Raw genomic sequence first — 13,016 nt, forward strand, 5'->3', positions numbered from 1 at the left:
ATACGAAACAGCGTATTGTTTTCCTAATCAGCAATGCCGGGTCTGTTCCTACTGTTTCACTGGCCGATTAACTAAAAGGAATTAGTAATAGCTTGGAATTCAAGAAAACAAAAGACACATCAGAGAGAAGAAAATCTCTCGATGTGCCTTTTTTCTTGCAATATTCCCGATTGGGTCCTATTAAGAATATTCCCTATGTCCCAACTAGTTCCCCAATACCACCGGGTCGTTAAATGTAATACTGTCCTGTTCGACATTATCTATGACAATCCAGGAATTTTCTGCTGGATTGTACTGGACGATATATTTATAATAGTAAGTTTTTGCGCTTAAATCTGGCTCTTCCAGTGCATCTCTTTGCTTCCAGCCGCTCAGGTATTCTTCAGCGACATTCACAGTGGCAATATATTTGTTTCCGTTTTTGTCCAGTTCCAATGATGCAGCATCAAAGGTCATGTTGTTCAGTTCGCCCGCATACGAAACATTTCGGGACTTAAGGTCAGTTATGGTATCTAGGATCTTTTCAAGCTTCTTACCGCTTACATTCACAAGGTAAGTCGGATCTACGTAGACAATTGAATCGATATAGGAACGATTATAATTATAGATGCTGTTGAACACAGAGTAGGAGATTTCATCTGTTGCATTCTCCATTTCCAGCGAGATGCTTTCTCCCGCATTCGCAACATATTCTTCTGTGGCTGCTTCTCCCCATGGGTAATCGACACGGGCCTGGATGGTCACAGCTCTACCCGCAGGAATCGGTCCGGCCTTAATGACTGATTCGCTTGAAGACACATGTAATTTCCCATCCAAGTATAATTCGACTTCACCGAAAGGGTTCTTTACTGTCACGTAATTCTCTTCAAATAGGAGGCTGACAGGCTGGGTTATATCACTCCATAGTTGCAGGGTAGTTTTCTTTTCTAAGGCACCGAATTCTCCATCTTTGACAGCCAGAAGGTCGTAACTTCCAGGCAAGACTCCTTTTACCTTAGGCGTTTTGGAACTATTCTTAATCTCTTTCTCATTGATAAACAACTGGGCATCTGGATCTACCTCAACTGAAAAGGAAACCGGATGGACCAGCACTTCATATTGATCAATCAATAAATACTTTTTATCTTTCTTTCTGGAAATCTCAAAAATAACAGGATTTACTTTTTCCCCCTTACCGCTTTCCAGGTAAGTCTCCTGCTCTTTGATGCTCTTTTCCGTTTGCATCAGCGCTTCTTCGCTATCTTCAAACAAGGCATTTAATTGTTCAAGCTCACTTCTGTTCAAAGCCTTTTCATTATCACTGCGGATAATCAAACCTGACATTTCCTCAAGGTGACCTTTCTTCATGCTTTCAGTTAATAGATTAGCTGTTTGACCAGGAGAGGATTCTGCTTTTGCATAAAAAAACGCACCCATACCGGCTGCAATCAGCAATACTGCCGCAACAGCTCCAATGATGGCCTTACTCTTGCCCCTTGATTTCTTTTGAGGTTTGACCACTTCAAGACAATGATGAGGAGCATCTCCGATTGCCTCCCCACAGGTATTGCAATAGTCATTAGCAGGAAGATTAACTGCTTTTGGCGGCACGTATTTATGGCCGCAATTCGTACAAAAAGTGGAACCAGGCTGGAGTTTGGATCCACATTCATTACAAAAATTCATCTTTTCACCTCATGATTTTAACTTAAGAGAAGACGAGGCCCACAATCGCAGGCCCCATTTTCTTATATATCAGTAGAAGACAACTCATTAGTAGACAACAAGGAAAACACTTTTAGTTCCGAATCGCGATACCACTTTAGCAAATATTGTGTTTGGAAAACTTTATGCTTGGTCGATCCGTCTTTATAAGTAATATAGTATTCTTCCTCCATAAGGACTGAATAACCATCACTCATTTCCTCCGAATCCACCAATTTAGTAGAAATAACTTTTTCCGTGATTCCCTTCGATTCCAGATACTTGATATAATCCTTTGATTCCGCATATGTACTTCCATCAGGATGGTGGTAATCAGCGATATAGGAAAAATCTCGCGCATTGATTGCATCGATACCAGAGGATACATACTCATTCATGAACGTCCATAGTTCGTCTTCAGAATAGCTTTTTTCTGTATAATCCTCCGAGTCCGAGACAACCTCTTCTGGTTCGTATTCATCTTCTTTGAACCATAGTTTCGCTTCATCATATTCGACGCTGACGACATTGCTCTTAACCTTACCAGAGGACCCATCAATAACAGCATAAATCTTCATCGACCCATCGGCCGTTACGGGACCAAATCCATCCATTTCTTCGATTGTTTTCCCCGTGCTTTTGCCATTGATATAGACAATCGCATCTTCGCGGTTAGTTCGCAAAGAAAGATGGATACCCTCCAGGGCCACATATGCCTCAATGATATTATCGGAACCCTCAGTAGGATAGACAGATTGTAATGATTCTAATTCAGCATAATCACCTTTATATGTTCCGGAAATTTCATATTCTCCTGGTAAAAACAACCCCACCTTGGTGAAGTCCTCTGCCTTTCCCAGCTTCTTTGCCTTATTTCCGTCTACCTGGACTGATACGCCTTCATAATTAGAGGCAGCCATGATTTTAAGTGGCACCGCCTGAATTCCATACTGCTTATAGAATAAGAATTTCTTTCCGTTTTCGACAACTTGCAAAATACGGTGACCATTAGAATCTTGAACAGGGTCGGTCTTCCGGCCGCTCTTCGCTTTCCTCAAATCGTCCGTAAGCTCTTTCATGATCCCATCGAAATCATTTTCCTCTGTCAGATAGGAAGCGAATTCCTGTACATCTTTAGTGTCAAAATCTACATCGGTGTCACTTTCCCGAAGAATTTCTGCTATAGTGGCCGAATCTTTTGTTTCAACCGCTTTTTCAAATTCCCAAAGAATCTTCTCAGGCTTATAGATATTAGAAAGCACTAAATGTGCAGCCACTAGAAAGACTAAAACGGCAATGGCTCCTGTAAAAAGGAGAATAGTAGGTTTTGACAACTTTATGCCTGATGATTTCATCTCACGAGTAACAGCGTGATTAGCCTGTTCTGTGTTTGTCAGTTTACCGCCGCAATTGGGACAAAAGGTCTTGCCTTTTGGAACAGAAGTGCCGCAATGATTACAATAAAACATTGTCCTGTGCTCCTTTTATGATTGTCGAAGTCTGGTAAGCCATGATCCAGCATAAGAGAACAAGAAAGCAAACAGGAAACTACGTATGAACATCCCGAAACCGGAGAATCCCCATTCCATTTCCATCTTTCCAGAATCAAAACCAGAGAGTTCTGCAGTGAAGCCCATGTCTGTAATAGCCGCAATTCCGGCAAGAAGAATCGCATAAACGAAACTGAATACAGCAAGTTCGACGATTCCGTTCCCTTTGCTGGCTATCCTGTATCCTGCCCAGACAAACAAGAGGATTGGTATGATGAACGCAAGCTTCAGGTATAGGGGAATATCCAACATTTCCAGACCTTTTTCAAGGAAAAATAGCTCTTGTTCCCCTTCACCATTAGCACTTAAACCTGACCAGACGGAATAGGAGATGGAACCAACATCCCCATTTTCATTGCCACTAAAAGTGAATTTCCCAAAGTGAATCAAGTTCCACACGTACAAACTTAGCTGGGCTGCTATAGTGACGACAAATAAGTAAATTTTATCGACTAAACCTTGTAGTCCCAGTTCATAAGCAGCCCAGTCTTTTGCCATATCCAACTTGCTTGAAATGAAAATGACGAAAAAGACAAATAGCAGGATGACACCTCTTACCATTGTGGAGAAAGCCTGATGTATAGCCTCACCATATGGAATCATTTCCGATAGGTTGCCAGTGAACTTACGGAAGTTCTGCGCAAAAAGCATTCCCAGTCCGGCAAACACAAATGCCATAATAAAGCCAGTGAAGAGAGAACCAAAAAAGGAATAGTCAATGCCCAGTTTGATATCAAGATTCAGAGCATCTTCACGAATCTTCTCGCTGAAGGACAGGCCTGCAAAAAGCGAGATGACAGATAAAGTCAATCCATAGAGAACAGAAATTGCCAGATTCGATTCCAATAACCCTTTATCCGTATTCCGGTTACGATAGCCAGCAACCACCCCTCCAATGAATAGTGCAATGAAAGGAACCAGAAGATAGATAATTAAACCGCTCCACATATCGACGGAAGTCTCTACTTCCCCTTCCTCGCCATACATTTCTCCATCGAAAGAGGCATATAACTCTGGATTCACAAAGTGTGAGACCATGATAATATCGGTTAGACCAAAGATTTTATCTAAAGCTGGTATATCTGCTCCTGTCTGATCAGCAATTTCTTCTATCATGTAGGAAAGATCGGCCTCATCTGCCACATCAGCCATCAAAGTGTCGAAAGCTTCCTTAGAAAATGTGAGTAAGCTAAAAGATATAATAATAAGTGCTAATAGAGAAACAATAACAGGCATAATGGCTTGCTTAAAACTGTCCATACTTGGGAGCTTTACAGTACTTAGCAGCTTGTCTGCCTGAAGACTTTCCTTATTGATTGGGGGAATGCTAACTTGTGCACCGCTTCTCCCTTTTGAAAACTGGGTCATTGAGCTTCCGCAGGACTGGCAGTAGTTTTGATCACCTTTTCCCGGTGTTCCGCAATCAGGGCAAAAATGCTTTGTTGCTGCAGCATTGAATTTTGCAGCTGTTAGCGGGAGCAGCAATGTACCATCATTAGGACAATAATTCGCTGCATCTATGCTTTTTTCTCCACATGCTTTACAGTACATTCTATAGCTCCCCTCCTACCTTCTGGTTTCCGCAGCATATGCAGAAGGCAGCTTGAGCTGGAACTTCGGCTTCGCAAACTGGGCAGGCTGCTGTTTCCACACTTGCCACCGCCTGAGCTTGCTCCACCTTCTGGCCACATGAACCACAGAATTTATCATCTGCTGTAATTGGACCGCCACAGCCGTTACAATTTTTCCCTTGCTGTGAACTCAAGTTCAATTGGACAAGCGTTTGCTGTGATTGATAAATTCTCTGATCGAACTGGATAATTTCTTTGGCCAGTACATCAAGCTGTTGATCTGAAAGCTCTGCAGTCCTAATTTTCTTGTAAACCAACTCTCCCATTTTAAGTAACAACTCAGCCTTTTTCTCTGCATTTTCGTTGATCAGCTTCTTCTGCTGGCTGATTTCCTGTGCAACCTGAAGCTTCTGTTTCCCTTGTTGGAGAGAACCTTGAAGCATATTCAATCCTCCACCAAGCTTTGTCTGTAGTTCACTCATTTGTTTGTCCCCCTTTTTATTGTCAAAGGCCTTCTATTTGTCTATCAGCCTCACAACTGGATATATCGGTAGAGATTTGTATATAAACAGTGAATGAATAGGATAATATAATTAGTTCAAAAGCCTTGCTAATCACTGAAAAAGATATCCAACTCAACCATTGATAACCAGTAATTCATTTATATTACCATAATTTAAGTGAAATTCTGACCATTTTTTTAACAAAAAACGACGACATCCGCAATTTCTTTTACATAGAATGCTTTTTTCTAGTTTTATAGTATTATTAAATACTATAATTTTAGTTCTTTTTCCCCTAACGTCCGCCTACCATCTATCAATAAAGTCCATATTTTTTTTAAACAGGCTTAAAATAGTACTTTTGTTCCTAAAACATATAATTTTTATGTTAATTCGAATTATCATACCGCCAGTTCCTATGCCGTAGTATTACGAGTGTTGCGTTTGTTCATAGGCAGGCACATTACTTATATTTAATAAAGAACGAAAATATATTATATAAAGAACGAAATAGTGAGAATAAACGAGTATAAACTAGTATATTGGCGAAAAACAATTAAAAAAGAACAATAACGAACAAATTAGCTGTTTGTTTGTTCTTTTTAAAGAACATATAATCGAAATTGTAAGAGATTTACATACTCTTAAAAAATTGATTTGAGGAGGAAATGAAATGGGTTTTATTTCAGGTAAAGTATTAGCAGTTGTTGCAGCAGGAACAATTACAGTGTCAGGTGTGGCGTATTCTGGGGGTCAATATCTTGACGGTATTAAAGCAAATATTGACGCGGTGAAAGAAAAAGCAGCATTAATGCACGATGAGGCATATACGAAAGCACAAATTGCCAACGAGTTTGTTGATCAAAAGAATAAGGAAATCAATCGTTTAGAAGCTGGATATGATACCCTTGCCGCTGAGTTCGAAAAAGCAAATGCAGAAGTTGCAAAAGGACAAACTGAATTGAATAAAAAAGACGCTGAACTAGAAAAAGCAAATGCTGATATGGGTGCTCTAAATACGTATAGTGCAAATGCAGTCGCAACCGTCAATTCTTTACCTGACCTTCGAGGAATTACAGATGGTGATTCGATTGTGAAAGGAAACGAACTAGTGATTTCTCTAGTAAGCAGTCAGACTACAGTGAAAAAGTACAAAGTTGTTAATAAAAATGGAGTCGCCATTACAGGTACTCATAACGGCGAAAGCTTTACTGTTCCAGCAGGAGACGTGATTTATGTCTCTAACAAATCCGGGGCCGATACTTTTATTTATGATTTAGAAACAGAAAATGGAATGGTAACCATCACAAAAAAGAAAACTGACTGATTGTCATATACCGAATAAAGGGGAGAACCTGCTCCCCTTTATTTTCTATTTCTATTATGGGGGGGCAAGCCAGATGGGCACTATCTCAGGAAAAATCTTATCTTCTATGTTATCTGCCTCTATTATCACAACTGCAGTTGGGTACACAGGCGGACAATACATAGATACTATTAAATCGAACATCGACTCAGTCACACTCAAAGCCATTTTATTGAATGACGAAGCCGCTACTAAGATAGAAATGGCGAACGATCTGCTAATACAAAAGAACCTGGAAATAACTATTTTAAATGAAGAACTAGACAACTTGACCAAACAACTAGTTGAAGCTAATGACAAAATAGCCCGCCTCGAACTAGAGAAAACTGAAAATAATATAATAGAAGAAAAACCTGTTGCAGGTATTGATTCTTCTGTAAAAGATGATAGCCAAGAAATATCAGAATCAATAGATGAGAATGAATACATAGACTTGCCAGATACACATGAGGAGCCTGTTAATGTAGAGAGTATGGATGAACAACAGGAGAATAAAGAACAAAGCGGTGAATCTAATAAAACTGATGATGGCAACGAGTAGAAGCAGAGATATTCAGCTTAAGCAGAATCTGACTACGCTTACGTGCATACTTCGCTACCTGCCAATCATTCTTGAAAGAAAAATTTAAACCTATTATATTGCTAATTCGTTGGAATTCGGAACGTTTCGACTGATTCAAAAACCATGAGGAATTTTCTCTAATTAGAATACTACCATTCGCCAAGATATTTATTTTTTATATGTTATAACGAATATAAAACTAGATAGAGGAGCCAATTCCATGAGGTTTGAGAGTTTATTGGATTTATTGTTAGGTGATAGAGAGATAATAGACGAGATAGAATGCCTTTCCTGTAATCATAACGAAACTTATTACATGCATCCAATTACCAAAAAGACCATTGGACGTGCTTGTAAAACCTGTGAATTTATTCAAAAGATTGAAGGATAGCGATTTTTAAAAAAAGGAATGGCTGGAACAAAAAGCTCTTATTTACAAAAAGATTGATAAAGCAATTAAGTTCGAGGTTGATATACCTAAGGACACTTTAATTGTCGGCATCCCAGGCTGCGGTAGAGCCTAACAGCTAAAGCAACCCCGAGATTATTTGAAGTTCAGCTCCTTTGGCTAGATGAGGTAAACTGTTGGGGAAATATATCGGTAAGAGTGAAGCCAATATGCGACGAGCTCTAAAGATATCCGAGGCAGTCAGCCCATGTGTTTTATCGATTGATGAAGTTGAAGAAGCATTTGCCGGTATTGGCGAAGGGGGCTTGAAGGAACTTCGCGACTATTTGGCTATTTCCTGACTTTGCTTCAAGTGAAAGACAGTATTGAATACGAAGCCCCTATCACAATTATTAAAGGATTGAATAGAAGAAATGAAGGCATAGGCACCCTATGTTTCTTTATTTAAAAAATCACCGCCGACATTCCTACTCCCCCTCTTTTACACCAATACTAATAAGCAGATTAGTAAAAAATGCCGCTCGTTCTGGGATTGAGCTGATGATGATGTGTTCGTTCCTTGCATGGATTCCGTCTCCAATGGTACCGAGGCCATCCAAGGTTGGGATTCCCATATTAGCTGTGAGGTTTCCATCACTTCCTCCACCAACTGAAGCTTCTTTTAACTTGAAGCCTTCTTCTTTTGCTGCTTCTTTGGCGGTCTGGAATAGTTCTTTTGTATCTTGATTTCGTTCCATCGGCGGACGGGAGATGCCCCCTCTAACGTCGATACTTGTTCCATCTGTGAAAGGTGTCAGCCCACAAATTACTTCATCAATGTTTTCTTGTTCCTCACTGGTTATCGCGCGGACATCTATGCCAATCTCTGCATGGTCAGCCACGACATTGAGCTTGCCTCCACCTTTAACAAATCCAACATTGACGGTGGTTCCAACCTCATAATCTGTTAAAGATTCTAAAAAGTCGATGACCTTGGCAGCCTCTTGAATGGCACTAGCTCCTTCATGATGGTTGTTGCCAGCGTGGGCCGCCTTGCCTGTAATATCAATATAATAACGCGCCGACCCTTTTCTTGCCGTTTTTAATGCTCCGGTCCGTACAACGGGTGGTTCCGTAACTAATGCATAATCACAATCCTTCGCTAACTCTTCAATGACATAGCGTGATGTCGGACTGCTAACCTCTTCATCACTGGTAAAAAGGAACACAATTTTCTTAGACAACGGAATCTTCAAATCCTTAATACCTTTTATTGCCCAAATCGCCTGTACAAGACCGCCCTTCATATCCAGGATGCCAGGCCCGTATGCACGATCGCCTTCGATTTTAAACTCTAAATCTCCAGGCTCCCATACTGTATCAAAATGGGAAAGGATTAAAATTGTTTCGTCTCCTGCCCCGTATTCAAATTTCAGATGATTTCCGTAGTTCTCTTCTTCCATCACTTCTGCCCGTTTACCAAAGTAGCGATATAAAAGCTCCTGGACCCTCCCTCCACACTGATCGACGAGTTTTTTATTCAATGATGGAGAATCACATTCGACCAGAAATTTGATATCATCTAAAATCTCTTGCAAATGGCCCTCCATAAACTGCCTTATGGAATCCATTACTATCACGCTGCTTTCTTATTTATTTGATAAGGGCTGCATAATATTTATGCAGCCCTAGAATATAACTATTGGATTATTATATCATTGACATTATTAGTTTTAACCTGTGATTATAACGATTCCAAACATAATCGCACCAATGGCACCCAAAATCAATGTATTTGAGTTTCTCTTTTATAATTGATATGGCATAATCCACCCTCCCATGACAACATTTAAATCGGATGGTAAAATTGGGCTATCAATCCAAGGAAGAAAACAGGAGCATACTTATGGAAATTCTAAAAAAGACTCGTGATTTCAAAAATATAACTCTTCTTAAGGCAAGAGATCGTAGTTACCACCAGGCCAGAAAACTGACGTGGCTGGTTATAATGCTGGCTATTATTCCTATTTTTTATTCGATCATATCAAATATAACGGGCTTCAGACTTACAACATACTTGCATTTGGATGATTTTCTTAACGAGAGGATTATGGGCACGATTCTCTCAGGACTTGTTTATTCAACTACTCTCTTTTTATCAGAAAAGGTACGATTGTATAAATTAATCTCGAATGATTTCAGGGAAATGTATGATTGCCGTGTCTTTTCTCTTCCTTTTAATAATTACATTGCCTATGAACGGCAGGAGCAAGAAATTGCTCACCACGCGAGAAATTGGAGGGAGTCGGAGTTGTACCAGGTTTGGTACGGGGAGAGATTTTCCAGCAACCATAACCGGAATGTTCTCGTTTGTCAGGCAGATAATATTTCCTATGCCGCTTTTCTTTATAGAAAATTAAATAATTTGCTGATCGGCATTAGTTCGGCCTTGTTAATGGTTCTTTTCGCTTTATTTATTTTTATGGTAAATATAGAACAAATTTTCTTTGATGTCATCATTCCTTCATTTACTATTTTCACCTTAATTTTTAAAGTAACCTACAAATCTTCCGTGATTCAAAAGGATTATTTGAAAATCCTTGGACAGCTGCGAGAGGATGTGAACAAAGAAGACTTCGATCTAATCTACTTAAGGATGCTTCAAGATAAGATTTTTTCTATTCGTTCAAATGATATTATTACTCCCAGGTTTATCAGGGATAAATTACTTGGTGAAAACAATGAATATAAATCTTTTCTTTACAAGTTCAAGGATGACATTTTTGGGGAAGATATAAAATCGCCGATACATGCAAATGAGATTCCACTCTATGCAATTGATCAGCAAAGAGATTATAAAATTGGAGATCTTCAGACAAAGCTTCTGCATATGATGAAAGATGTTGATACTATTTGCAATAAACACGGAATGAAGTATGTCCTTGATGGCGGATCATTGTTAGGTGCTGTCAGACACAAAGGATTTATACCGTGGGATGATGACATTGATATTGCTATAAAATATGAAGATTTAAACGACTTTTATTCTGTGATGAAAGAAAACCTGTCGCCAAATTATTCTATTCAAAGCTTTATCGATGACCCTTATTACTCCCCCGTAATGCCGAAGTTCCGAATTCGCATGGAAGGCACAGAAGTACTCGAGAAACTCTATAACGCCAGTACTAATTTCAAGAAAAAAGGAATTTTCATTGATGTGTATACATTAGACTATAGCCTTAAATATACAGCCGTAGATAAACTTTTCCGGCTCGCAGTGATGCTGCCCGTATACAAGATCCTTACCAGAATGGATGTTACGTTTAAAGGCAAGCTAAAGTTAATGGCTTTAAAAAAATTCTACCTTCTCTTAGAAACTTTTTATAGCAAGCTTCCTAAGAACAAGCAGCTAATTTCATATTCTCCTAGTTATCTTTATAAGCCATTAAAACCAGGACCTTATTATGAATTGGATAAAACATTCAGCCGAATCATAAAGTTGCCGTTTGAAACAATCATGCTGCCAGCCCCAAGTGATCCTGACCACGTGTTAAAAAGTTGTTACGGAAACAATTATATGATTCCAAACAAAACTTACATGACCGTTCTACAGCATTTAAAGGCGGTAAACCTTTAGCGAGCGGCGATGTTCCAAAAATCCAAGAAATCCCTTCGTGTTCATTAAAGTTTTCTATATAAGGGTCAGGGGTTCTATGGGGTATAATCCCATCAAAGAAAAGGGGTTGAAAGAATGAGCCAGGTTGCGTAAACAAAAGAAAAGGTTTGGAATGATATAGTTGAAATGATTCATAAAAATAAGACCGTATCAACAACAAGAGGCAGGGCTAAAGCGACTCTACATAAAATTAAGGGAGAAACCATATACTTAGAGTTTCAACATCAAGAGCAGACAAGAATTGCAAAAATAAGAAAAGAAGATTTTAACCAGGCATATGAATTCCTGTCAAAAAAAGGAAAGGTTAGACAGACTGATTTATCCACCACTGATAAAAGGTATGTATTAGGAGCTATGAAGGAATTGGTTCTCGTCGTCCAAATATTAAGGTAGTTTTTACTTTACAGTTAAAACGAGAACCATCCCTATACTCCACCTGCCCTATGCACTAGATCCTTGGATACGCCCAAGATCCTTGCTGCCTGTCGGAGGGTGATGCCTTCAATCGTTTTGACTTGCATGAGATAGTGATCTCTCTGACATCCGGGCAGGCTTTTTACCTGGGCAATGCCCATCACGCCGAGCAGTTGTTTGATTTCTTCCCGCGCCTGTTCATCTGTCAATTTTCGTCTAAAATAAATGTCTTCAAGGCACTTATCTTGATTGGACCGCTCATTGAATTCTTTGAATCGCTCTACTGCCATTGGACGATCTTCTCCAAACATATTCAGAACCGCATGCCGATCCAACAACCCTCCTGGAAAATACTTTTCGCCATAATATCCGGCACAGCTGCTCCATTCCCAGTCTTCCACCCGTGAACAGATACCTGCCTTGACGGGATTCTGGTGGATATACCGAACAACAGTGAGAAAGTATTCCTCCGTTTCGACGTTTTCACTTTTGAACCGGTCCTGGAATAGATGCCCTGTCGTGGCGTATTTCCAATTGTAAAAAGTTGCGTAACTCACCCCAATTCGCTTCATTGTTATGGCCAGTTCCTCTTGCCCTTCCCTTAAAAGCAAATGCACATGGTTGCCCATCAGGCACCAGGCATACATAGTGAACTCAGCTATCCTTTTGTACTTTTTCAAGATATCAAGGAACTTCATCCGGTCTTCGTCATCATGGAAAATTTCCTGCCGGTTCGCTCCCCGCAGCATCACATGGTAAACGCCGCTTTCACTTTTCCTTCGCGCTTCCCGAGGCATCCCTGCCACCTCACTTTCCAATCCTGCGCAATTTCAATGCTTCTTCAATCGCAACATCAGAAATAAATTGGTCGCCTCTCATGTCGGAAATCGTCCGGGCCAGGCGAATGAGCTTGATTTGGACCCTGTTGCTGAGACCATGCTTCATGGATAAGTCCTGCAGCTGGCTTTGCTGGCACTCCGTCAGCGGCCGATTTCCTATAAGCTGCTCAAACGGGACACTGCTATTGCAGATCTCCATCCCGTAACGGTCGTATTGTCTTTCCCTGGCTTCTGTAACTCTTCTTCTGAAAACTTCGGAGGACTCATTTTTGATAAAATCATAACCCTTAAGATTGACAGGTTTTAAGGAAAGAAGGATATCAATCCTGTCTAAAACAGGGCCTGACACCCTGTTCTTATAAGCCTTTATCTGTTTTTCCGAACAAGTGCAATAGTGGGTGTCAGAACCCAGGTATCCACAGGGACATGGGTTCATGGCGGCAACACTAGCGTTGCGTAAAAGT

12 protein-coding genes are annotated in these 13,016 nt (G+C 40.1%); 5 read left to right on the plus strand and 7 right to left on the minus strand.

Annotated features, from left to right (window positions below):
- Positions 1-204 precede the first annotated feature (204 nt).
- The 4 genes from J7E32_RS06090 to J7E32_RS06105 form a co-directional block, all read right to left on the minus strand.
- Positions 205-1,665 carry a TcaA 3rd/4th domain-containing protein gene (locus tag J7E32_RS06090; RefSeq protein WP_214905114.1) on the minus strand — a complete coding sequence of 487 codons (1,461 nt, stop codon included), beginning with the start codon at positions 1,663-1,665 and terminating at the stop codon, positions 205-207.
- Between the two features lie 62 nt (positions 1,666-1,727).
- A complete protein-coding gene (locus J7E32_RS06095) occupies positions 1,728-3,152 on the minus strand; it encodes a zinc ribbon domain-containing protein (protein WP_214905117.1) in 1,425 nt (474 codons plus the stop codon).
- Between the two features lie 15 nt (positions 3,153-3,167).
- Positions 3,168-4,784, minus strand: coding sequence for a zinc ribbon domain-containing protein (locus J7E32_RS06100; RefSeq protein ID WP_214905119.1), 1,617 nt, complete (start codon positions 4,782-4,784; stop codon positions 3,168-3,170).
- A gap of 1 nt (position 4,785) precedes the next feature.
- Positions 4,786-5,286, minus strand: coding sequence for a zinc ribbon domain-containing protein (locus J7E32_RS06105; protein ID WP_214905122.1), 501 nt, complete (start codon positions 5,284-5,286; stop codon positions 4,786-4,788).
- Positions 5,287-5,980: 694 nt separating this feature from the next.
- On the opposite strand from J7E32_RS06105, the gene J7E32_RS06110 reads away from it, so the two are divergent.
- The 3 genes from J7E32_RS06110 (at position 5,981) to J7E32_RS06120 (ending at position 7,985) form a co-directional block, all read left to right on the plus strand.
- Complete coding sequence (locus J7E32_RS06110) at positions 5,981-6,634, plus strand: hypothetical protein (protein ID WP_214905124.1); 654 nt, start codon at positions 5,981-5,983, stop codon at positions 6,632-6,634.
- Between the two features lie 73 nt (positions 6,635-6,707).
- Positions 6,708-7,214, plus strand: a complete 507-nt coding sequence (locus J7E32_RS06115; RefSeq protein ID WP_214905127.1) for a hypothetical protein — start codon at positions 6,708-6,710, stop codon at positions 7,212-7,214.
- A 606-nt stretch (positions 7,215-7,820) separates the two neighbouring features.
- Positions 7,821-7,985: an AAA family ATPase gene (locus tag J7E32_RS06120; RefSeq protein ID WP_214905130.1), complete on the plus strand. Its 165-nt coding sequence runs from the start codon at positions 7,821-7,823 to the stop codon at positions 7,983-7,985.
- Between the two features lie 126 nt (positions 7,986-8,111).
- Here the strand turns inward: J7E32_RS06120 and J7E32_RS06125 are convergent, their stop codons facing one another.
- A complete protein-coding gene (locus J7E32_RS06125; protein WP_353654020.1) occupies positions 8,112-9,221 on the minus strand; it encodes a M20 family metallopeptidase in 1,110 nt (369 codons plus the stop codon).
- 308 nt (positions 9,222-9,529) lie between these two features.
- Here J7E32_RS06125 and J7E32_RS06130 point away from each other — a divergent pair, with 308 nt between their 5' ends.
- Both J7E32_RS06130 and J7E32_RS06135 read left to right on the plus strand, forming a co-directional pair.
- Complete coding sequence (locus tag J7E32_RS06130; RefSeq protein ID WP_214905136.1) at positions 9,530-11,260, plus strand: S-4TM family putative pore-forming effector; 1,731 nt, start codon at positions 9,530-9,532, stop codon at positions 11,258-11,260.
- 165 nt (positions 11,261-11,425) lie between these two features.
- A complete protein-coding gene (locus tag J7E32_RS06135) occupies positions 11,426-11,692 on the plus strand; it encodes a hypothetical protein (protein WP_214905139.1) in 267 nt (88 codons plus the stop codon).
- Positions 11,693-11,724: 32 nt separating this feature from the next.
- Here J7E32_RS06135 and J7E32_RS06140 read toward each other — a convergent pair whose 3' ends face one another.
- Complete coding sequence (locus J7E32_RS06140) at positions 11,725-12,510, minus strand: REP-associated tyrosine transposase (protein ID WP_214905142.1); 786 nt, start codon at positions 12,508-12,510, stop codon at positions 11,725-11,727.
- 10 nt (positions 12,511-12,520) lie between these two features.
- Positions 12,521-13,016 (minus strand): magnesium chelatase subunit ChlI family protein (locus J7E32_RS06145; protein ID WP_214905144.1); only part of this gene is annotated, 496 nt, incomplete at its 5' end.

Origin of the sequence: Bacillus sp. ISL-55 (assembly GCF_018613155.1) — a bacterium.
Classification (GTDB): Bacteria; Bacillota; Bacilli; order Bacillales; family Cytobacillaceae; genus Mesobacillus.

Excerpts from the sequence above, each read along its gene's own strand:
- J7E32_RS06090 (WP_214905114.1), bottom strand. The coding sequence starts at position 1,665 with ATGAATTTTTGTAATGAATGTGGATCCAAACTCCAGCCTGGTTCCACT.
- J7E32_RS06095 (WP_214905117.1), bottom strand. The coding sequence starts at position 3,152 with ATGTTTTATTGTAATCATTGCGGCACTTCTGTTCCAAAAGGCAAGACC.
- J7E32_RS06100 (WP_214905119.1), bottom strand. The coding sequence starts at position 4,784 with ATGTACTGTAAAGCATGTGGAGAAAAAAGCATAGATGCAGCGAATTAT.
- J7E32_RS06105 (WP_214905122.1), bottom strand. The coding sequence starts at position 5,286 with ATGAGTGAACTACAGACAAAGCTTGGTGGAGGATTGAATATGCTTCAA.
- J7E32_RS06110 (WP_214905124.1), top strand. The coding sequence starts at position 5,981 with ATGGGTTTTATTTCAGGTAAAGTATTAGCAGTTGTTGCAGCAGGAACA.
- J7E32_RS06115 (WP_214905127.1), top strand. The coding sequence starts at position 6,708 with ATGGGCACTATCTCAGGAAAAATCTTATCTTCTATGTTATCTGCCTCT.
- J7E32_RS06130 (WP_214905136.1), top strand. The coding sequence starts at position 9,530 with ATGGAAATTCTAAAAAAGACTCGTGATTTCAAAAATATAACTCTTCTT.
- J7E32_RS06135 (WP_214905139.1), top strand. The coding sequence starts at position 11,426 with ATGATTCATAAAAATAAGACCGTATCAACAACAAGAGGCAGGGCTAAA.
- J7E32_RS06140 (WP_214905142.1), bottom strand. The coding sequence starts at position 12,510 with ATGCCTCGGGAAGCGCGAAGGAAAAGTGAAAGCGGCGTTTACCATGTG.